Here is a 22,437-nt window from a genome sequence, read left to right as displayed (position 1 = left end):
GGACTGACTCTGTCAGAAGCCACGGCTGACTTGATGGCTTTTGCATTCATGGATTAGACAGTGCTCGGTTGACGGCCCTGTCAGCAACTCAAGGGTATGGTTTCGCGTGAAAATTCTAGTAACCGGCGGCGCCGGGTTTATCGGCTCGGCAGTCATTCGTCATATCATCTCCAACACTAACGACTCTGTCGTTAATGTCGATAAACTGACTTATGCCGGTAATCTTGAGTCGTTGGCCGAAATTAGCCAGAACTCGCGCTACGTGTTCGAGCGCGTCGACATCTGCGACCGTGACCAAGTGGACCGCGTCCTGCGTGAACACCAGCCGGATGCCGTCATGCACCTGGCCGCAGAGTCCCACGTTGACCGCTCGATCTCCGGCCCGTCTGAATTCATTCAGACCAACATCATCGGCACTTATACCCTGTTGGAAGCTGCACGCCATTATTGGTCGGCACTGGATGATGCACGCAAAGCCAACTTCCGCTTCCACCATATTTCCACCGACGAAGTCTACGGAGACCTCGAAGGTCCGGAAGACCTCTTCACCGAAACCACTCCGTATCAACCAAGCTCGCCGTACTCGGCCAGCAAGGCCAGCTCCGATCACCTGGTTCGCGCCTGGAGCCGCACCTATGGCCTGCCGACTCTGGTTACCAACTGCTCGAATAATTACGGTCCCTGCCACTTCCCCGAGAAGTTGATCCCGCTGATCATTCTCAATGCACTGGAAGGCAAGCCGCTGCCTGTTTATGGCAAAGGCAACCAGGTCCGTGACTGGCTCTACGTCGAAGACCACGCCCGCGCGCTCTACAAAGTCGTGACTGAAGGCGTGATCGGCGAGACCTACAACATTGGCGGCCATAACGAGAAGCAAAACATCGAAGTGGTGCATACCCTTTGCGCACTGCTCGACGAACTGCGTCCAGATTCCGCTCATCGTCCACATGCCAGCCTGATCACCTACGTTCAGGATCGCCCGGGCCACGACCAGCGCTACGCCATCGACGCCAGCAAAATCCAGCGCGAGCTGGGTTGGACGCCGGAAGAAACTTTTGAAACCGGTATCCGCAAGACCGTCGAGTGGTATCTCAACAATACTGAATGGGTGGCTCACGTGAAGAGCGGCAGCTACCAGCAATGGATCGACCAGAACTACACGGGTCGTTCGGACAAGGCATGAAAATCCTCCTGTTGGGAAAAAACGGCCAGGTGGGTTGGGAGCTGCAACGCTCGCTCGCGCCACTTGGCGAGTTGATTGCGCTGGATCGTCACTCGGTTGATGGCTTGAGCGGCGACCTGTCTGACCTTGGCGCACTGCGTACGACTATCCGTCAGGTGAGACCTGACATTATTGTCAACGCTGCCGCTTACAACGCTGTGGATGAGGCTGAGTCCGAGACTCGCTTGGCCGACCTTGTGAATGGTCAGGCAAGCCAGGTGATGGCTGAAGAGGCTGCATCCCTGGGTGCCTGGCTGATTCACTATTCGACCGACTACGTGTTCAATGGTGAAGGGCTGACACCATGGCAAGAGACAGATCCCGTTGCCCCGCTGAATCACTACGGCGTCAGCAAACTGGCCGGCGAGCAAGCGATTACTGCTTCGGGCTGCAAACACCTGATCTTCCGCACCAGTTGGGTCTATGGCGCTCGTGGCAATAATTTTGCCAAGACTATGCTGCGTCTGGCCAAGGATCGCGACACCCTGAGCGTCATTGTCGACCAAATCGGTGCCCCGACCGGTGCAGATTTGATTGCCGACGTGACGGCGCTGGCCATTCGGCAGGTCTTGCAGCGTCCTGATCTGGCTGGCCTGTATCATCTGGCGGCCAGTGGCGAGGTGTCCTGGCACGGTTATGCCAGCCATGTGATCGATTTTGCCAAGGCCAATGGCGAAGAGCTTGCCGTCAAGGTGATCAATCCGATAGACGCGAGCGCTTATGCAGCACCGGCGCGCCGCCCTCTGAATTCCCGGTTGAACACTCAGAAACTGCGTGACAATTTTTCTCTTTATTTGCCGGATTGGCAAAGTGGTGTCACCCGAATGCTTATGGAAGTCCTGAATAAATGACCACGACAAATCGTAAAGGTATCATCCTCGCTGGCGGCTCGGGCACTCGTCTGCACCCATTGACCCTCGGCGTGTCCAAGCAGATGCTGCCGATCTACGACAAGCCGATGATCTTTTATCCGCTGTCGGTGCTGATGCTCGCTGGAATGCGTGAAATTCTGATTATCTCCACGCCTGAGGATTTGCCTAACTTCAGAAAGCTGTTAGGAGATGGCTCTCTTTACGGTATCAACCTGACCTACGCCGAACAACCTAGTCCGGACGGCTTGGCACAAGCCTTCATTATCGGCGAAGAGTTCATTGGCCAGGATCCTTGCTGTCTGATACTGGGTGACAATATTTTTTATGGTCAGTTTGCGGAGCATCTGCGCACCGCCAGCAGTCAGGTTCACGGCGCGACCATTTTCGGTTATCACGTGTCTGACCCGGAACGCTTTGGCGTGGTGGAGTTCGACGCAAGTGGTCAGGTGTTGAGCATCGAAGAAAAGCCGCTGAATCCAAAGTCCAGCTATGCGGTGACCGGCTTATATTTCTACGACAACCAAGTTGTCGAGATCGCTAAAAATATCAAGCCGTCCGCCCGTGGTGAGCTGGAAATCACTGACATAAATCGTGTTTATCTTGAACAGAAATCACTGAGAGTCGAAATGCTGCGTCGCGGCTTTGCCTGGCTGGATACCGGTACGCACGATTCGCTGCTCGAGGCTAGCCACTTCGTGCATACCATCGAGAAGCGTCAAGGCTTGAAGGTGGCTTGTCTGGAAGAAATTGCTTATAACAACGGGTGGATTTCCTCAGCCGAGTTGTCAGCTCAAGCAGAGCGTCTCGGGAAGACTGGTTATGGTCAATACTTGGAAAAGCTGCTGGAAACGCATTCCCGCTGAGGTTGATCAATGCAGAAGCGTGATGCCTTTTTGATAGCATGTTCATGTTTTTCAAGTGATTTCATTTCACCGGTCGGCGCCTGAGTTATTAATTTGCGATGCTACCTGTAGAATGGCCGACAGAATTTACTGCTCCGTTCGCTGAGCATTTTTTCGGGCACTTATTCGTTGCCGTGACTGCCTCGAATAAGACAGCAGATGTGCGAAAAGTGATGGAGTGGGTCAGGTGAGCCGATAGGTGTTGGATTGAAGTTAAGCTTTCACTTGCGTTCGCTTCAAGCAATATTTTGCATTGATTACGATGCAGGAATGACTGGATTATAACTGAGCCCCGCTTTCTGGTTATGTCTGCCAGAAGGGGATTAAGGATTTAGAGCATGGAACTGATTCCCGTAATTTTGTCTGGCGGAGTGGGTAGCCGGTTGTGGCCCGTTTCTCGAGAGGCCCATCCAAAGCCGTTCATGGATCTGCCAGATGGCCAGAATCTAATCCAGAAAACTTTCCTTCGTGCTTCGCGACTGGAAGGTGTAGTGGAGGTTCTTACGGTGACCAACCGGGAACTCCTGTTCAAGACCGAAGACGAGTACGGCGCAGTCAACACGCTCAAACATTCGCAAGGTTTCATCCTTGAGCCTTTCGGACGTAATACGGCTGCCGCCGTTGCTGCCGCCGCGCTTCAGCTGGAAGCCACGCATGGCCCCGACGCCCAAATGCTGGTGCTGGCGGCAGACCACCTGATAAAAGACGAAGCAGCATTTGCTGCGGCAGTAGCCAGTGCGATGACGCTTGCCGCCGAAGGCTGGCTGGTAACCTTTGGTATTCAGCCGACCTATCCTGAAACAGGGTTCGGGTACATCGAAGCGCAGAAAGACGCACCTCTGAAGGATGGCCTGAAGGTTGCGCGCTTCGTCGAAAAGCCCAATCTTGAAACCGCTGAAGGTTACGTCAGTGCAGGCAACTACTACTGGAACTCCGGGATGTTCTGCTTCCGGGTCGGCACTTTGCTGGAAGAACTTCGTCAGCATGCCCCGGACGTAGTGGAAGCTGTCAGCAAAACCATTGAAAGTTCGCGCCTCACTACCTCTGACAAATATCGTTGCCTGGCACTCGACGCTGATGCATTCGCAGAGGTTCCGGACATCTCCATCGACTACGCATTGATGGAGCGCTCCTCCAAAGTAGCGACCATCCCTTGTGATATCGGTTGGAGTGACATCGGGTCCTGGAATGCTGTCAGTGAGCTGACCGAGCCTGATGAAAACGGCAACCGTTTTGAAGGCGAGGTGCTGTCCCACAATTCCCGCAACAACTACGTAAACAGTGAAGATCGACTGACTGCGTTGGTTGGGGTTGAGGACTTGCTGGTCATCGATACCCCGGACGCGGTGATGATCGCCCACAAAGATCATGCCCAAGACGTAAAACATATCGTCAATCAGCTCAAAGCAGCCAGCCACACGGTCCATTTGCTCCACCGTACCGTGCATCGCCCTTGGGGGACTTACACAACCCTGGAAAACGGCGAGCGCTTCAAGATCAAACGCATTGTGGTGAAACCCAAGGCTTCGCTGTCCTTGCAGATGCACCATCACAGAAGCGAACACTGGATCGTCGTCAGCGGGATGGCCAAGGTCATCAACGACCAGCAGGAGTTGATGTTGAACACCAACGAGTCCACCTTCATTCGTGCTGGTCATCAGCACCGTTTGATGAACCCGGGCGTCATAGACCTGGTGATGATTGAAGTGCAAAGTGGCGACTATCTTGGCGAGGACGATATCGTTCGTTTCGAAGATAATTACGGCCGCGTCGATAATTAACAGTACTTTGGCATTGCTAAGTCAGGTCGGTGAGGTTTCCATCGGCCAGGCTTTTTTGCATTCGGCCTGGTCCTGATTCATTTCCATCGTGGCGAGCGTGCGGAGCCGTTAAATCGGCCTCGCCTCCACATACCTCAGCAAGAGAGCGGTATGAATACCCCGATCAATACCCAGTGTTTCAAAGCCTATGACATTCGTGGCCAGGTGCCATCCGATCTCAATGCAGAGGTGGCTTACCGGATAGGCCGGGCCATGGTTACCGAATTGCAAGGTAAAAGCATTGTGCTGGGGCGTGATATGCGGCTCGAAAGCCCGATGCTGGCAGAGGCGATGACGCGTGGATTGCTGGAGGCGGGCGCAAACGTCATTGATATCGGTTTGTGCGGAACTGAAGAAGTCTACTTTGCAACCAGCGCGTTCAAGGCGGACGGCGGAGTAATGATCACTGCCAGCCACAATCCCAAGGGTTACAACGGGATGAAGCTTGTAAAGTCTGAATCTCGACCGATCAGCGGCGACACGGGGCTCAATGCCATACGCGACCGTGTGGCAAGTGGTGATTTGGGTGCCTTGGCTGCAGGCCCCGGCGAAGTTCGATTCGAGCTGGATAAGACGGCCTACATCGAACATCTTCTGAGTTACGTCAATGTGGCTGATCTCAAACCGCTGAAAATACTTGCTGATCCGGGCAATGGCGCTGCCGGCCCTGTGCTGCAGGAATTGGTCAAAAAGTTGCCATTCGAATGGGTGATCATCAACGCCGAGCCTGATGGCGATTTCCCCAACGGTGTACCCAATCCGCTTCTTCCAGAGAACCGCACGCTGACACGCCAAGCGTTGTTGGCAAACGGCTGCGATTTGGGGATTGCGTGGGATGGTGACTTCGATCGTTGCTTCTTTTTCGACCAGGAAGGCCGCTTCATCGAGGGCTATTACCTGGTCGGTCTGCTGGCAGAAATGCTGCTCAAGAAAAACCCCGGCTCCAGGATCATCCATGACCCAAGGTTGACCTGGAACACGATCGATCAGGTTCGATTGGCGGGCGGTGTTTCAGTACAATGCAAGACCGGCCACGCCTTCATAAAAGAGCGCATGCGTCTGGAGGATGCAATCTACGGCGGTGAGATGAGCGCTCACCATTACTTCCGGGATTTCGCCTATTGTGACAGCGGCATGATTCCCTGGCTGTTGGTAACCGCATTGATGTCTGCGACGGGAAAAAACTTAGCCCAGCTTGTTGATGAGCGCGTTGCCGCCTATCCGTGCAGCGGTGAAATCAACTATCGAGTGAATGATGTATCTGCGGCGCTAGAGGAGGTCCTGGCACATTATTTACCTCAAGGGCCTCATCTTGATCAAACCGATGGCGTCGGTCTGGAGTTTCCTGACTGGCGATTTAATCTCCGGGGTTCGAACACAGAACCTCTGTTGAGGTTGAATGTGGAAAGCAGAGGGAATCCAGCGCTTGTGGCGTTGAAAGTCAAAGAAATTGAGGGACTGCTGAACAGTAGATATATGGAATGACAAAACGGTTCTCACTTCCACAAGGAAGGTGAGGGGCAGCAATAAGTTGGCTCTCTGATAGAGACATACTGTTCGATTGATTAATTTAAATTGGTGAAAAAATGAGCGACAAGAAAGTAGCGTTGATTACGGGTATTACTGGTCAGGATGGTGCTTACCTTGCTGAGTTCCTGCTTAAAAAAGGTTATTCGGTACACGGCATCAAGCGCCGTAGCTCCCTGTTCAATACTCAGCGTATTGACCATCTCTACCACGATCCGCACAACCAAGGCTATGATCTCAAGCTGCACTACGGCGACCTGACCGATTCAAGTAGCCTGATTCGTATCGTGCAAGAAGTACAACCAGATGAAGTCTACAACCTCGGGGCGCAAAGCCACGTTGCGGTTTCCTTCGAATCGCCAGAATACACTGCTGATACTGATGCCATGGGTACATTGCGCATCCTTGAAGCAATCCGCATCGCTGGTCTTGAGAAAAAGACCAAGTTCTATCAGGCATCCACATCCGAGCTGTACGGTCTGGTTCAGGAAATTCCACAGAAAGAAACCACGCCGTTCTATCCGCGTTCCCCTTATGCCGTCGCCAAGATGTACGCCTACTGGATCACTGTGAACTACCGTGAGTCATATGGCATGTATGCCTGCAACGGTATTCTCTTTAACCACGAATCGCCCATCCGCGGTGAAACCTTCGTAACCCGCAAGATCACTCGCGCCTTGGCACGTATCAAGGTCGATCTGCAAGATTGCCTGTACCTCGGGAATATGGACGCCCTGCGTGACTGGGGTCATGCTCGTGATTATGTGGAAATGCAATGGCTTATGCTGCAACAAGAAACTCCGGAAGACTTTGTGATCGCGACCGGTGAGCAGCATTCGGTTCGGGAGTTTGTTGAGGTTGCAGCGAAGGAAATCGATATCAAGATTCGTTGGGAAGGTACGGGTGTAGACGAGAAAGGTTACGACGTCGCAACCAACAAATGTATCGTTGCCGTCGATCCGCGTTATTTCCGTCCAGCCGAAGTTGAGACGCTGTTGGGTGACCCAAGCAAAGCCAAAGCCAAGTTAGGCTGGGTACCAACTACCTCCTTCAATGAGCTGGTAGAAGAAATGATGCGTGAAGATATGAGTGAAGCCAAACGCGACAAGCTGGTCGCTGAACACGGCTTTAAATACTTCAAGGGTCAGGAATAAGGGGGCTGGGATGATACCGGTATATCAGCCCTTTCTGGGCGGACGCGAAAAGGAATATGTAAACCAGTGTCTTGATTCGACCTGGATTTCCTCTCGCGGAGAATTTATCTCCCGCTTTGAGAGCGAGTTCGCCCGATACATCGGTGCCGAACATGCGACCACGGTGAGCAATGGCACTGTTGCCCTGCACTTGGCAATGGCTGCTCTGGGGCTTGGGCCTGGCGATGAGGTGATTGTTCCGACGCTCACTTATGTGGCGTCCGTCAACACCATCATGCAAACCGGGGCCAGTGTCGTTTACGCTGAATCCCTGGCGGATACCTGGAACGTCAGCGTTCCAGACATCCGAAGCCGCATTACGCCTAAAACCAAGGCCGTCATGGTCGTGCACTTGTACGGTCTGGCATGTGACATGGATGAGGTCGTTGCTCTGTGTAAAGAGCACAATCTACTGCTGATCGAAGACTGTGCAGAAGCCTTTGGCTCTCTGTACAAAGATCAGCATGTAGGGACTTTTGGTGATGTCGCTACGTTCAGCTTCTTCGGAAACAAGACCATTACCACCGGCGAGGGTGGGATGGTGGTGTCCAAGAACAAGGACATTCACGAAAGAGCCTGTCACCTAAAAAGCCAGGGTGTGTCCAAGACTCGCGAGTACTGGCATGACGAGTTGGCGTTCAACTACCGGATGACCAACATCTGCGCAGCAATCGGCCTTGCCCAGCTGGAGCGTGCAGACGAGATCATCACTCTTAAGCGGCAGGTTGCGGACTGGTATCGCGAAGCACTCGAAGGGCTTCCGCTGCAGATGCATGCAGAGCAACCAGGTACACGTCACTCCTACTGGATGTGCTCGGTGCTGTTGGATGATCCGAGTCAGCGCCAGACATTGCGTGATCATTTGAAGAACAAGGGCATTGAGACACGCCCTCTGTTCGCTCCTGCTCATAACATGCCGCATTGCAAGACGGAGGAAACCTTTCCGGTAGCGCAGGACCTTAGCTCGCGAGGGATGAACCTTCCGAGTTATCCGACCCTGAGCCGAGAACAGGTGCAGCAGGTTGCAGACGAAATTCGAAGCTATTTTGCCGACTAAAATGCGGGACATCGGGGCTGAGAAATCAGCCCCGATTACTAACTGCGCTCAGGAAGTAAAGCTATCAGCTTTCTGAATTAATGAAATTAATTAGGTGAAAAGATGTTTTCGTATTTTTCTCGCGTCTGGGCCGCCCGATATTTTTGGTCGCACCTTGCTTTATCTGATCTGCGGTCGAGGTGGAGAAGATCTTTTTTTGGTGTCACCTGGTCGATTATCCAACCATTGGGGCTAACCCTGTTGCTGACATTGGTGTTCAGCAAGTTGTTTAATACTGACGTCATTACTTACGCGCCCTATATTTTGTCAGGGATTATTGTTTGGGAGTATATCTCTGCAAACACGATAGGTGGATCGCTAGCTTTTGTACAAGCCGATGCCTATATAAAGCAGTGCAATCACCCACTTGCTATTTATACGTTGCGTGGGGTTCTGGGTAGCGCAATTGTACTTATGCTTGCCAGCATATCGTTATATGGCTGGGTGCTCGTAGTATTACCTCAAAATATTGGCTGGTGTTGGCTGGCGACACTTACGTTATATCCAATTGTCGCGCTGATCGCATGGCCCGTATCGACAATTTTAGCGTATTGGAGTGCAAGATTTCGCGATATTCCACATGCGCTTGGTTTGATAATGCAATCTTTATGGTTCGTCTCCCCTGTGTATTTTGAGGCCAAAATGTTTCAAAATGGCGGATTGCATGCGCTAGTTGATTACAATCCTATATATCATATCTTGCAGTTGATACGGGCACCCCTTCTTCAAGGGCAGTGGCCTACGATCGAGAATTATGCATTTAGTCTAGGGACTGCAGTTGTTTTCGGTTTGATTGCAATGATCGTCGGAGCCAGGTCCGAGCGGAAGGTTATATTTTATCTATGAATACTAATAAAATTATTTTAGACAATGTGAACCTTCACTATGCTTCTGTTGCATATCAAGAGCGGTCTCTGAAATCACTGCTTGCCGGAGCATTTCGCAAGAGTGAGCGTGCTTCGAGTGTTGCAGACATTCATGCCCTGAAAGACATTAGTGTGAAAATTCACAGCGGCGAGCGCGTAGGGCTACTGGGGCACAACGGAGCGGGGAAAAGTACCTTCCTTAAAACTGTTGCCGGGCTCTATCCTGTCTCAAGTGGTAAATTGACAGTAGACGGGCAGGTTCGATCGCTCTTTGATCTAAGTCTAGGCTTTGAACCCGATGCTACGGGTAGAGAGAATATTCTGTATCGAGGCTTGCTACTGGGATTGTCGCCTAAGTTCATGAGGGGCAAGATTGACGATATAGTAGAGTTTGCGGATTTAGGTGAGTTTATTGACTATCCTATAAAGACATACTCCGCAGGTATGCAAGTCAGACTTGCTTTCGCGATATCTACGACTGTTGGGGGCGACATACTGCTTCTCGACGAAGTGATAGGGGCGGGTGATGCTAACTTTATGACTAAAGCAAAGTCGAGAATAACCAGCTTAATTGAGCAAGCCGAAATACTTGTTCTTGCGTCCCATGATTTTAGTGCGTTGAAGTCCATTTGTAACCGTGGATTAGTATTTCATCACGGTGTTTTAATGTTTGATGGCGAAATGGCGGCTGCAATTACTGAATACCAAAGAATTAATGGGTTAAGTCATGGATCATAAACCTCTACGGATTATGTGGCTCTTAAATCATGGGTCGGCGCGAAAATTCGAGCTTGCCATGATGAAAAGTATTGGTATCAACGAGTTTTTCTTACCAAAGATAATTCCTCAAGAAGTAGGTTTTCGCTCCGCCAGCGTAGACTATTCGGAAGACAAGAATCTTACAATCCCACAAAGTGATCTGGATGTTCTAAATTTACAGAATTGGTATGTCAATCCCTCTTCCGAAGCGTGGGATATCGCCAATAAGTATTTTGATGTTTGTTTCTTCATTTGCCACTCGACTGAATTTTTAGCTGAAGTTTCAAAAAGATTCAAAGGCACAGCCATTTGGCGTGTTTTTGGATTGGATCGTTCTTTGTCTTATACCAAGGTACTCAAGCTTTTTGATTTTGGGAACGAATCGATTAGAAACCTGGGGGGAAGATTCTGGTTCGGGATGGCGTACGACCATTTGGCATCAGGTGAAATAGATTTGTTGGCTCGAAGCCAAATTTATCTCCCTCTAGGAATGTCAGATGCTTCAATTAAGGATACATGGGTAGGCGCGCGAAAGAGTATTTTTTTTGTATGCCCAGATATCGGCTTTAATAATTATTACAAACAGATATATAACGATTTTATTCGAGACTTTAAGGGTTTCGAATATAAGATAGGTGGTGCTCAACCCGTTCAAGTAGACGACCCCAACGTGCAGGGTTTTGTCTCAGCGGAGGAGCATGAGAGTAATATGAACGATTCGAGGGTGATGTTTTATCATTCTCAAGAACCGAATCATATCCATTACCATCCTTTCGAAGCTATACGTTCCGGTATGCCATTGATTTTTCTGGCTGGCGGTATGCTGGATAGAATGGGAGGTTTGAAGCTTCCTGGGAGATGTAAAAATATTAAAGAGGCGCGCGAGAAAATACACCGCGTGCTTAATGATGATTGGGCACTAATAAAGCGGATAAAAGAAACACAAACAGTTTTATTAGATGGTATGCGGTCTGATCGGCTTAGACAGTTCTGGCAGTCTGGGTTTAATAAGATTAGAGAGGACCTGCAGATCAGTCGTGAGCTGGTTTCTCCTCAGGTTATAAAGAAAAAACGTATTGCTGTGATTATTCCAGTTGAATACCGCGGCGGAAGCCTCCGAGGGGCTAAATTACTGGCTGGGGCGATTCACATTGGTAGCAAAAACGCAGGTGAACCTGTTGAGGTAGTATTTGTTCATCTTGGTGGAGAGGATAAGTATACCTCAGAGGATTTTGAGGACTTAGCAGAGGGGGTACAGCGGAGGACATTCAGTTGGAAAATACTGGATTACGCTGCTGCTCGGAGAGCTATGCTATACGCAGGTAATGAGGGTTGGGAACCAGAATTTGATACGTATTCAGTTCTTAATGACGGAGTTAATCAACTTCTCGATTGTGATATTTGGATTATTATATCTGATCGCCTTGAAACTCCCCTTCTGCCGATACGGCCGACTTTTTTCATGGTCTACGATTATCTTCAGAGATATGAGCCCATCTTACCTCATGGCGCAGATCGAGATTTTTTAAGGGCTGTACGAAAGTCTCAGGGCGTAATGGTAACAACTAATTTTACTGGAAGGGATGCATTGCAGTACGCAGGAATGCCGGTGAATAAAGTTCATAAGGTTCCCATGCTTGCCCCGTTTTTTACTGAATCATCACTTAAGGTAAGCAAAAACAAGGGGCTGTATTTTTTATGGACAACCAATGCGAACGCCCATAAAAACCACCAGAACGCGTTTAGAGCACTAAAAATTTACTATGAGGAACTGGATGGTGCCTTGCGGTGTGCAATTTCTGGTGTGAACACAACCAAAATACTTAAGTCGCCAGTAGCGCATCTTAAGGCTTCTTCGGCCATTATTAAAAATAGTCCTCTGTTGATGAGTCGTATCGATTGGGTGGGCGAGCTGTCAGAGGCTGATTATAAAAGTCAAGTATTCAATGCTGCTTTTGTTTGGCATGCGGGAAAAATTGATAATGGAACGTTCAGCGTAGTGGAAGCAGCGAGTTTGGGTGTGCCTGGCTTAAGTAGCGATTATCCGCCGATGAGAGAAATTGATGCTCAATTTTCGCTTAACTTGTTATGGATGAACTCTTCAGCTCCAAGAGATATGGCAGAAAAACTCAAGGAAATGGAACTTAGCTATTTGGCACGCTCGCAAAATTTGCCAACAGCAGAAGTTCTTGAAAAGCAGAGCGTAGAGCATTTAGCTGCGGATTACTGGCAAGTGGTGCGAAAATGCCTTTAAATTATTATGGTATATATCTATCTTGGGCGCCCGGAGTTGACTTAAGGCATGAAGGGCTTGGGCGCTATCTGGCAGCTTTTTTAAAAGGATCGACTTCGAAAGAAGGTGTGCGTTTTGTTATAGTCTGTCCAAGTTGGTCAAAAGTTGGGCTCGAAGAACTTTTCATAAGTGAAAGCGTTCCCCGCGATCGGTTTGAAGTTTTTTCGCCCGAAAGTGTTCCGTTGGCGTTACGGCTGTATAAATCTTATTCGGAAAGAAAAAAAAATCGTAAAAAAATAAATATCGGTAAATGGGCGATAACAAAGTACTATCAGTTAAAACAAGGTTTCTCCAGTTATTTTGAGTCGAGAATATTAGGAGTGAGTACCTATCTTGGATTGTTAGGTGCAATTTTAGAACTTGGTTTGATTTTTACCTTTGTTGCCCCAGTTTTAATATTCGCAAGTCCTGTGTTGGTCTTGATTGGGTTCGTACTGGTTGCAAAAAAACTATCATATAAAGTACAACATAAGTACAAAAGATTTTTCGTCAGGTTAAGCCGAATTCGGAAGGCGATGGGGTCTCCAAAAGACGATAATTTCGTACTCCGTCTTTATAAAGGCATGGAAAAGTTAGAATCTGAACGTATGCTTTCGATAATCGAGGGCCTAAACCATGTTAGAGCGTGGTACAGTCCAACTGCTTTTTGGCCTGCATTTAATAGTATCACCACACCACGGCTAATGTGCGTGCCGGATGTAGTGTTATCGGACTTTCCGATTGGGTTTTCAGGTATAGGTGGCGATCGTCTCCTGCAGAATTTTGCTGACTTGAATTCATCTATTCGAGACGGACAATACTATGTGACTTATAGTCAGCACGTGAAGTGGCATACTCTCGTAGATCAATATTCCGTGAAGGCCTCACATGTCTCGGTTATTCATCACGCGCCTAACGATCTTCATCGATTAGTTACAATTAGCGGTTTTGCAGACTCCGGTGCCGCATCTATTCATTACTGCCAGACGTTGTTGAGGTCGGCATTTACTAAATCAGCCAATAAAGAATATATGTCAGGGTTTGCTAATCTTGACGTGGATTACATTTTTTATGCTAGCCAGTTTCGGCCGAATAAAAATGTGATTACGCTGCTGCGAGCTTATGAGTATTTGCTTCGGAAAAAATATATTAGCCATAAGCTCGTTCTCACAGGTAGTTATCAGTACGCGGAAGTCCAAAGCTTTATTAGGAAGAATTTTCTTGAGAACGATGTTATTTGTTTGTACGGTTTGACATTGCCTGAGTTAGCGGCTTGCTACAAACTGGCTTCTCTAGCGGTTAACCCTAGCCTCAGCGAAGGAGGGTGTCCGTTTACGTTTTCTGAGGCGTTGTCCGTAGGCACGCCAGTTGTTATGGCCAGAATTCCAGTCACGGAAGAAGTACTCAAGAGTATTGAACTTCAAGAGGTTACCCTCTTCGATCCATACGATTGGCAAGACTTGGCAGATAAGGTTGAATGGGCCCTCGCAAACACTGATGCGTTGCTTTCTTTACAGGCGCCTTGTTATGCACAATTATCTGCTCGTACTTGGGACGATGTCGTCGCTGAACACGTAGAGATACTGGAGGCCATATCCGTTCCAGTAACAACTGGAGAGGTGTAACCTAATGGCAACGATAGGACTACTTGTTTTGGGATTCGGTGGACATGCCCGTAGCGTAGCTGACGTCGCGCTGGCTTCGGGCATAACACAGTTGTGTTTTATCGACGCCAATGCTAAACCAGAAGAATCGTTTTGTTCGTTCCCAGTCAAAACATCCATGGACTTTGAGTTGCCAGCAGATTGGTCGGTCATTCCCGCCGCTGGCGACAACAAAAAGAGAATAGAGCAGTGCGAATGGGTCATTCAGCAGGGATGGCCTTTAGCGACACTTATCTCTCCCACCGCCACCATAGGCCTTGGTGCGAAAGTCGGCGAAGGGAGTTTTATTGCTCATCATGCACATGTGGGGCCGATGGCATTGGTAGGACGTGGTTGTATTATTAATACCAGCGCAATTATTGAGCATGAGTGCGTGGTGGGTGACTACAACCATATTTCCGTTGGCGCGGTGGTCGCTGGCAGAAGTCGTGTAGGCGATCGCTGCTTCTTGGGAGCTGGCTCAACAGTGATCGATGGGCTACAGGTGACAGACGATGTCATGCTGGGTGCTGGTGCGTGTGCTCACCGCAATCTTGAGTTGGCTGGCACCTACGTGGGCGTTCCTGCAAAGTTTTTGGGGCGCAAAAATTGAAAGTCCTGCATTTTTTCAAGACTTACTATCCTGACACCATGGGCGGGATAGAGCAGGTTATCTTTCAGCTTGCTGAGGGCGGCATACAGCATGGCATCGAATCTGAAGTCCTGTATCTCAGCTCCCGTGGTGCAATGCGTAACGAAAGGCTTGGAAGCCATATTACGCATCGGTCATATGAGAATTTTCAGATTGCCTCCACTGGTTTTTCAATCGGAGCGTTCAAGGATTTCTTCGAACTCGCAAAGCAAGCAGATATTGTCCATTACCATTTCCCGTGGCCATTCATGGATATGGTGCACTTTCTAACCAGAATCAAAAAACCGACCGTTGTTTCTTATCACTCGGATATCGTGAAACAGCAGTCTTTACTCCGACTATATAATCCACTTTTGAATGCGTTTCTGCGAGATGTGGATGTGATCGTTGCGTCTTCACCTAACTATGTCGCCAGCAGCGACATACTGGGAAAGTACATAGATAAGGTCAAGGTCGTCCCTATTGGTATAGATCGCAATACATACCCGGAAGCGACTGACACATCAATGGCTCATTGGCGTGAGACGCTGGGTGAGCGTTTTTTCCTTTTTGTGGGCGCGCTGCGTTATTACAAGGGCCTTGATTATCTGCTGGAAGCTGCTCAGCAGACAAAACTGCCCATTGTGATCATGGGGAGGGGACCTATGGAGAAGGCGCTGAAACAAAAGGCTAAAGATGCAAACCTGGAAAATGTTTTTTTTGTTGGTGCCTTGCCCGACAGTGACAAGGCAGCACTGCTGTCTCTTTGTTTCGCTTTGGTATTTCCCTCTCACCTCCGGTCCGAAGCCTTTGGGATTACTCTACTCGAAGGCGCTATGTATGGAAAACCGTTAATATCTTGCGAAATTGGCACGGGTACAACGTTCATCAATATCGAGGGTGAAACGGGATATGTGGCGAAACCGGGAGACGGCGTATCGCTTGCAGTCGCAATGCAGAAGTTGTGGGATGCCCCGTTGACGGCTGCCAAAATGGGTGAAAGTGCTTTGAAACGTTATGAGCAGTATTTTAAGGCCGATAAGATGGTTAAGTCCTACTGCGAAATATATCGCTCGCTTTTGAAGTAAGATGTTTATGGTTGAAGTGTCGATTAGAGTTTTGCGTCTATACAGTACTTACATAGCGACAAGAATAGCGCATTAAACAATACTAAACGTAGAGAGTGTCATGGACTTATTGGGTTCGCTTCAACGGCAACAGCATTTATTTTCTTTTATTACTGTGTGCCTGCTGTCTTTCGTGCTTCATCGGGTCATGGATATATCTTTCTATCCTTTTGATTCGAGCTTGTATTGGGCGCTTAGTGCGCCTTCGGTCATAGTGAACTTTCCTGAAGTGTTACGTGGCTATTTTTACCCACTTTTACTTGTGCCTGTCCACATGCTTGCTGATATGGTAGGCGATAATGGTCGAATTGTTTTTCAGATTGCTTCTTCCGCAGTTTATGCTTACTTACTGACGGGCCCCATCGCTAACTTTTTCTTGAAGACCTTTGGTGGCAAACTGTCCTTTATTCGACGGACGGCTTTCGCATTACTGACGCTCACGCTTTTTCCGGGTTTATTTCTATTCCCATTATCTGACTTGCCTGCGCTACTTATACTTATTATTAGTGTCGCGTTGGCCAGTCGCGCGAACTCCCGATATTGGTTGTGTTGGCTGTTTCTGGCAGGTGCCGCTGTAAGTGCGGCTTATAATGTTCGCACAATTTATCTATTCGCTGCTATAGCACTTTTCTTTGTTGTTGTATTTGTTTTTATGCGGGGTAAACCTTGGCGCTTGCGTGCCCTTGGGATGCTTGTTTTTTTACTAGGTGCTTTAACTATCGCTGCGCCACAAATGTTGATTAACAAGCGTATACATGGGGTTGCCTCACCATTAGTGATGGGCATGGTGAAAGGCAAGCCGTTAATGGCCCAGCAACTCTATTGGGGAGTGGTAGTCCAGCGTTATGAAACCTATGCAGGTAAAGATACGCCCGCGCCAAGTATTTTTTACAGTGATCCTGCAGGAATGGCACTAAGGGATCTTGATAAGTCATCGTTCGCCGATCCCAATATGCGGGACTATTTATCTATGGTAATAAAGCATCCTGTACAGTTTCTGGGTATTTATGGGCGGCATTTTATCAATGGCTTGGATGTGCGTGATGGTATTGTCTATGCTGAAAAGCCATCAATCAACAAAAGCATTGTCTCATTTTTATGTTTTTGCTTATTGTTTTTCTGTGTTTTGGTCTATTGGTTGCGTAGGGATAAACGATGGATTGAGGCGGCTTATTTAGCTCCCCTTCTCTTGCCGGTATTGGCTATCTTGCCTGGCGCTGTTGAGACGCGTTTTTTCTTTCCCATTTACTTAGTACTGTTCGGTGCTGTAGTTACTGGGTTTGAATGGAATATGTTCAAGGCTAAAATTTACCAGAATTGGCTTGTACTTTTGCTAGTTTTTATATTTATGTCTTCCGTATCCTTGGGGATTTCAAGTGCGGCTATGGCCTGCATCTCATATGAGTTACCGTAACTTCTGAGGTTGTTATTTTCTTGTCGGACAGGACGAGAGCTGACAGTGGCAACCAGGGCTTGTATAGTTCTCGATGTCGCAATCACCTCCTCAGTCAACTGGCTACAATTCCTTAATGCGCGGTCAAAAAATGGCTAATAGAACCACCGACAGGATTGTTTTTCTCGATGTTATGCGAATATTTGCATTCATGAGTGTGTTAATTGCACACAAAATGTATGCAGTATTCGCTTTTGCCTCCACTAATGAAACTCTACATATAACTGTTCGGTATTTAGCGCAAGTCCTTCTTCCGTTGTGTTATGGCGGTGGTGCAGGGGTCATCGTTTTTTTTCTGACATCGGGATATATCATTACTCACGTTCTGCAGTCAGAGTCGACATTAGAGTTCCTGATAAAAAGATTTTTCAGGATCTATCCGCTGTTTATTGTAGCCGTGGTACTGGAGAGTATTTTTGCTTATTATTTAGGCGGTATTGCCTTTCCCCCTTTATCGGTATGGGTGCCGCGCGTTCTTTTGATAGGCGATTTTTTTGGCACTCCTTTGGCTCTGGGAGGCGTTGAGTGGACGCTTAGGCTAGAGATAGTTTTCTATATAGTAATGGCTGTCATCAAGTCTTTAGGCTTTTTTAGATGCCAGAAATATTTGCCTATTGTATTTATGGTTGTTGCCGCGGTAATTATTGCACTGCCACCCTTTCCTGGCTCAGAAAATCTGCCCTTGGCATATCAATCAATTTATTCATCCTTCCTGTTTATGGGGGGGTGTATCTATCTTTGGGAAACTGGAAACTCCAAAAAAAATCTATGTATCGCTAGTTTTTTTATTCTTTTTTCTTGTTTTCTGTATATGGTTCCGAAATATCAGCCTAATTGGAAAGAGTTTAATTTTGGCTTTTATGCTGTCGCGATATTTCTATTAGGGTGGAGCTTTCGATTTCGGATGGAAGACGGACCCTTGATACGCTTGGTTTCTAATATGACATTTTCTGTCTATCTGTTTCATAACTGGCTTTGGGGCTATATAACCTCCGCCGTAGATTATTTTGGATTGACATTCCTCCCTGCAACAATCCAAATTCTTGTCGTGCTATTTTCAGTGTGCTTTGGTTTACATAAAAGTGTGGAGCTTTATGGTCTGCGCACAGGCAAAGTGTTCTTGAGTTTTTGCCGTCAATTTTCATCACTCAAGCCTCTGTTTAAACAATCCGAACCGTTGAGAGGAAGTACAACGCCCCAATAAATTTGTTTCCTCTGCTTATGCAGGGCGGTGACAAGTAACTGGCGATGAAGAGTATCGATTGGTGGATGACCGCTTCACCTTGCCTCCGGGATCTCTTCATAGTGCAATATGACGGGATCAGCTGCGATCCTTACTTTTCCTTTAGATGTAAAAACGCCGTAAACTCTGCCTGTGTGAGGCAAGGTTTATATAAATACGGTGTAGGGCTGTAATGAACCCCGCATCCCAGTAGCGGAATATCTTGCTGGTTGCCAACTGGGCCTTGCAGGGAGCGTTTTTTTGGGGGCTTTTATTAGGTTCTTCATGGATTACCGGGAAAAACGCTCTTGATCTTCATGAAAAAGAATTCGCTATCCCGGTAACCGTACGCCATCCGCTTGATGACCTTTATTCGGTTGTTTATCCCCTCCAGCTACCCTGTGTGCATCGGCCAGCGAACCCGACTTACGATGCCCCGCCAGTAAAGCTTTAGCCGTTTGGGGAACTGGATCAGAGCAGGGATCTCACTTTCATGAGCATGGCAAAGCCATTGCTTCCACGTCGATCTCCAGCCCCAAGCGGTACGCGGCGTCCAGAGCGTCTTTAGTTCAGCCTTCATCAAATAGACCGTCATCAATGCTTGGTTGGCCGCCAGCAGATCTTCCAAGCGGACCTGTTGCTCCGGCGTTTTCAGATTCTGAGGGTTACGCAGAAGTAGCCAACGCGCCTGCTTGATGACCTTTCGGGCAGGCTTGTCATGACGCAGTCGATTAGCTTCGTCGACGCGAACCCGATCAATCACCTCTCGGCCAAACTTGGCCACCAAATGGAAAAGGTCGTACACCACTCGCGCTTTTGGGCAGTACTGACGAACCTCCAGGTCAAAAGCGTTGTTCATGTCCATTGCCACCGCTTCGATTCGAGCACACCCCTCTGGCCCCAACTCTTCGAAAAAGGGCCGAACCGCCGCCCGGCTGCGGCCTTCGCCGATCCATAGCACTCGTCGCGTATCGGCATCCAACACAACACTGGCGTAGCGATTCCCTTTGAACAGCGCGAATTCATCCATCACCAGGCGTCGTGGCTGCGCCTTCGGCAGCTCACTCAACATCGCCTGCAAGGCTCGACGCTCCAGCAACCGAACGGTGTCCCAATGCAACCCAAACATCTAGGCCACGTGCAAGGTGGGAAGGCGACCGCATCGGCCAAACGGCGCGTCATGCGGGCATAGCGATCCAGCCAACTGACGGCCTCCATGCGTTTGCCACAATCGCGGCAACCAACGCACCGGAGCAAGACGCTCAGGCGCACTGCTCGACCGAGAATGGGCAGATCACGAATGACTCGCTGGCAATACTCATGTGTGGTTGAACAGGGTTTTTGGCACCTGCCACAGGAAGGGAATCGGGTGGCGCTGGGTGTCAGATCGATCTTGAGGGCGTCACCATCAGCTTGATCGTGACGACAGAAAAACCCTCCCAAAAAGGAAGGAAAGTATTAATATCGCGCATAAGAACGCCGGTTTGTTAGATGTGTTTGCTCGCACGAACATTATCAATCAAATCGGCGTTCTTGTTTCTGTGTTTCCCGGGATTCCGTGAGAACCTTTTATTAGGTGCTGCTTCCTGCGCGTCGCTAATTGGACGGCAGGAAGCAGTAGCTAAATTAGTAAGTTTGAGGAAGAGTTTTTATCTCAAACCCGTCAAGTCTTGCCGAAAAATCAAAGTATTTTTCATCTACGTCACTAATAAACGTAATTGTGTTAATTCCATCCCGAAGCTGGATCTTGACAAGTTCAGCTTCGAAGCTGTTGTCTTCTTTCCATACGAAGGGGATGCGAACGCCATTTATTTCAATTTTCATGCTTGTCTTTATTTGGGTATTCATAAAGGCGTTAAATAACCCGTGTAGCTGATAGCGGTCTGATGAAGGTGAAAGTTTAAAGTCAATAGATGCCTGTTTGTTATTTTTCCAAGCTGAAGCATTATGTTGGAATTTGTTAACGATCCATTCAGCCTCGCGCCAGCCAGAGCCGGCTGTTGGCAACTCCATGCTCCACCATTTACCAAATCCCCAAAAATAATTTTCATTGGGTTTCTGATCGGAGAAATCTACTAGCGAATTATGATAAGCAGGTTTATCGAGGACCCCGCGATAGATAGAACCTGTACTACTTTGGTCATTTCGTAGAATGTCCGAGCGATTCGAATTAACTGTTACAACCTCATCAGGGTTTACTACAAGGGTTGTTGTCTGAGATTTGGTAAGCCTTTTGTCTTCTATCTGTGGGCTTAGTTTCATGCTTGGGTCACTGATTGGTGCCGGGTAATGAAATATCCATTCATTAGCTGTTTCTTCACAAGTTCCCTTGCGGGCAACACTGTCGATATGCTGCCATTCATCGCCCCGTTCATGGCAAACCTCCATTTTATTAAATGGATGGCCATAGATATAGTTAAGGCTTGCCTGAAGGTTTTCATTAATAAACATCCAGGTGTGATTCAGCTGGTTTGTCTTGTCAATAACTACGAGGGTTTTGTCCTTGATGTCTCCGTCAAACTGTTCGACGATATTGTTTAACACACCGCGCTGCCTATCCGAGAGTTTAACATAGTGGTGGAATTGATATAGCTGGGTTGAAAATCCAACGAAAATCAAGAATGCCATGCAGCTCGTAGCCAAATATTTGTTGGCTTTGTTAATGGCTAAAATTATGGCCAAAGTTGCAAGTGCGCCACCAGGAGTTGCGAAAAGGAACGTACGCTGGCTTATTGATTGATGAGGGGGAGATAATAGGAACGGGGCGTAGCCTAAAAGCGCTAGTATGATGCCAGCCGCAAATAAGCGTACTACGAGGCTCAGTTGAGGAGAGGTTTCAATGATTTTGTTTTCTTTGGACTGATGCAGCAGTCCAAAAATTATAATGGAGGCTAAAGCTAGTGTGCTGATAGCGTACCAGTATGTACTGAACTCTGTAGTGGTTATTATTATTGCGTCATACCACCCGCCCAAAGTTGTTCTCAATAGGCCGATCGAGAATAGATTGGGTAGCGAAAGCTTTATCGTGCTTATCACGTTGGTGCCAGAAAGAGCGCTCTGATAACTTGTAACATGTGGTGCCGTATATATCACGTAAACAATATAGCTAAGCGCGCCTGAGACCCATATTAGACTTTTCCAAGATTTAAGAATCAGATGTCGCGAGGTACATGTAAAGCCTGATTTAGTGAGCACTATTAGAAATGGCAACACCGAAAGTAATAGTGAGGCTTCATACATTGAGCAGGCGGCTAACAAAAACAATGCCGAAACGATAGCCATTGAGTATGACGCGAGTTTCGATCTCGGCTGCAGAGTTGCTATGAATATGGCCGTCCCTAGTAGCGTTAAGCTAAGCGCCCAGTTTATATGGAGTGCTCTGAGCGACAATTGCATTGTGTCGGCTGGATAAATAATAATTAGCAGTCCGGCGATAACTCCCCACTTTCGCGAGCCGGTAATATAGTTCGTTATGTAGCTCAGGCTTGAACCCTTTATGCATAATGAGAGGGCAAGTAACACATTCCAGTATTTAAATGAGTAGGGGTCCAAGTAGTAGGCAATTGCTTGTGGAAGGATCGTCAGTGGACGTAGCGCATGTGCAGCAAGAGGGCTGGTAGTATCCGCTATGAAGAATACACCGTGGGTTGTAAACAATCCCAGCAATCCCCACTCTTCGATCAAACCTATTAGAGAAAATCCGTAGGGTAACCACAATGCCAAGACCAAAATAGCGGAGGGCAAGATATGTGCCATCCAAAACTTTACCCCGGCATCAGAGTTCGGCGGGGAAAGTTTTTCAAGTGTTAGTTGTTCTGTCAGGTTTGTCATT

Annotated in this window: 16 protein-coding genes and 1 pseudogene; 15 read left to right on the top strand and 2 right to left on the bottom strand. The window is 48.2% G+C overall.

Annotated features, from left to right (window positions below; genetic code table 11):
* Positions 1-106 precede the first annotated feature (106 nt).
* From rfbB to F6R97_RS07880, 15 genes are all read left to right on the top strand, one after another.
* Positions 107-1,183: a dTDP-glucose 4,6-dehydratase gene (rfbB, locus tag F6R97_RS07950; protein ID WP_038982164.1), complete on the top strand. Its 1,077-nt coding sequence runs from the start codon at positions 107-109 to the stop codon at positions 1,181-1,183.
* Positions 1,180-2,073, top strand: a complete 894-nt coding sequence (gene rfbD / locus F6R97_RS07945; RefSeq protein WP_038982165.1) for a dTDP-4-dehydrorhamnose reductase — start codon at positions 1,180-1,182, stop codon at positions 2,071-2,073. Before rfbB ends, rfbD begins: the two co-directional genes overlap by 4 nt.
* Positions 2,070-2,957 carry a glucose-1-phosphate thymidylyltransferase RfbA gene (gene rfbA, locus F6R97_RS07940; RefSeq protein WP_315866367.1) on the top strand — a complete coding sequence of 296 codons (888 nt, stop codon included), beginning with the start codon at positions 2,070-2,072 and terminating at the stop codon, positions 2,955-2,957. The genes rfbD and rfbA overlap by 4 nt, the downstream gene beginning before the upstream one ends.
* A gap of 377 nt (positions 2,958-3,334) precedes the next feature.
* Positions 3,335-4,777 (top strand): mannose-1-phosphate guanylyltransferase/mannose-6-phosphate isomerase, encoded by a 1,443-nt coding sequence (locus F6R97_RS07935; protein WP_315866366.1) that lies wholly within the window; start codon positions 3,335-3,337, stop codon positions 4,775-4,777.
* A gap of 150 nt (positions 4,778-4,927) precedes the next feature.
* Positions 4,928-6,301: a phosphomannomutase/phosphoglucomutase gene (locus tag F6R97_RS07930; RefSeq protein WP_038982168.1), complete on the top strand. Its 1,374-nt coding sequence runs from the start codon at positions 4,928-4,930 to the stop codon at positions 6,299-6,301.
* A gap of 101 nt (positions 6,302-6,402) precedes the next feature.
* Positions 6,403-7,497, top strand: coding sequence for a GDP-mannose 4,6-dehydratase (gene gmd / locus F6R97_RS07925; RefSeq protein ID WP_038982169.1), 1,095 nt, complete (start codon positions 6,403-6,405; stop codon positions 7,495-7,497).
* Positions 7,498-7,507: 10 nt separating this feature from the next.
* On the top strand, positions 7,508-8,593 hold the full coding sequence (locus F6R97_RS07920; RefSeq protein ID WP_315866365.1) for a DegT/DnrJ/EryC1/StrS aminotransferase family protein: 1,086 nt from the start codon (positions 7,508-7,510) through the stop codon (positions 8,591-8,593).
* A 102-nt stretch (positions 8,594-8,695) separates the two neighbouring features.
* Positions 8,696-9,478 carry an ABC transporter permease gene (locus F6R97_RS07915; RefSeq protein WP_315866364.1) on the top strand — a complete coding sequence of 261 codons (783 nt, stop codon included), beginning with the start codon at positions 8,696-8,698 and terminating at the stop codon, positions 9,476-9,478.
* A complete protein-coding gene (locus F6R97_RS07910) occupies positions 9,475-10,236 on the top strand; it encodes an ABC transporter ATP-binding protein (RefSeq protein WP_315866363.1) in 762 nt (253 codons plus the stop codon). Before F6R97_RS07915 ends, F6R97_RS07910 begins: the two co-directional genes overlap by 4 nt.
* 58 nt (positions 10,237-10,294) lie before the next feature.
* Positions 10,295-12,511 carry a glycosytransferase gene (locus F6R97_RS07905; protein ID WP_315866362.1) on the top strand — a complete coding sequence of 739 codons (2,217 nt, stop codon included), beginning with the start codon at positions 10,295-10,297 and terminating at the stop codon, positions 12,509-12,511.
* A complete protein-coding gene (locus F6R97_RS07900; protein ID WP_315866361.1) occupies positions 12,502-14,154 on the top strand; it encodes a glycosyltransferase in 1,653 nt (550 codons plus the stop codon). The genes F6R97_RS07905 and F6R97_RS07900 overlap by 10 nt, the downstream gene beginning before the upstream one ends.
* Positions 14,155-14,158: 4 nt before the next feature.
* Positions 14,159-14,785, top strand: a complete 627-nt coding sequence (locus F6R97_RS07895) for an acetyltransferase (protein ID WP_315866360.1) — start codon at positions 14,159-14,161, stop codon at positions 14,783-14,785.
* Entirely contained in the window at positions 14,782-15,891 is a 1,110-nt protein-coding gene (locus F6R97_RS07890) for a glycosyltransferase family 4 protein (RefSeq protein WP_315866359.1), read from the top strand. Before F6R97_RS07895 ends, F6R97_RS07890 begins: the two co-directional genes overlap by 4 nt.
* A 100-nt stretch (positions 15,892-15,991) precedes the next feature.
* Positions 15,992-17,344, top strand: a complete 1,353-nt coding sequence (locus tag F6R97_RS07885) for a hypothetical protein (RefSeq protein WP_315866358.1) — start codon at positions 15,992-15,994, stop codon at positions 17,342-17,344.
* Positions 17,345-17,474: 130 nt separating this feature from the next.
* Positions 17,475-18,587 carry an acyltransferase gene (locus F6R97_RS07880; RefSeq protein ID WP_315866357.1) on the top strand — a complete coding sequence of 371 codons (1,113 nt, stop codon included), beginning with the start codon at positions 17,475-17,477 and terminating at the stop codon, positions 18,585-18,587.
* A 301-nt stretch (positions 18,588-18,888) separates the two neighbouring features.
* On the opposite strand, the pseudogene F6R97_RS07875 reads toward F6R97_RS07880, so the two are convergent.
* Both F6R97_RS07875 and F6R97_RS07870 read right to left on the bottom strand, forming a co-directional pair.
* Positions 18,889-19,677: pseudogene (locus tag F6R97_RS07875) on the bottom strand (ISL3 family transposase).
* A 554-nt stretch (positions 19,678-20,231) separates the two neighbouring features.
* Positions 20,232-22,436 carry a hypothetical protein gene (locus F6R97_RS07870; RefSeq protein WP_315866356.1) on the bottom strand — a complete coding sequence of 735 codons (2,205 nt, stop codon included), beginning with the start codon at positions 22,434-22,436 and terminating at the stop codon, positions 20,232-20,234.
* Position 22,437 lies beyond the last annotated feature (1 nt).

The sequence above is a fragment of the Pseudomonas sp. JV414 genome, assembly GCF_032424305.1.
Classification (GTDB): domain Bacteria; phylum Pseudomonadota; class Gammaproteobacteria; order Pseudomonadales; family Pseudomonadaceae; genus Aquipseudomonas; species Aquipseudomonas lini.
This window is presented reverse-complemented; position numbering and strand designations above follow the sequence as displayed.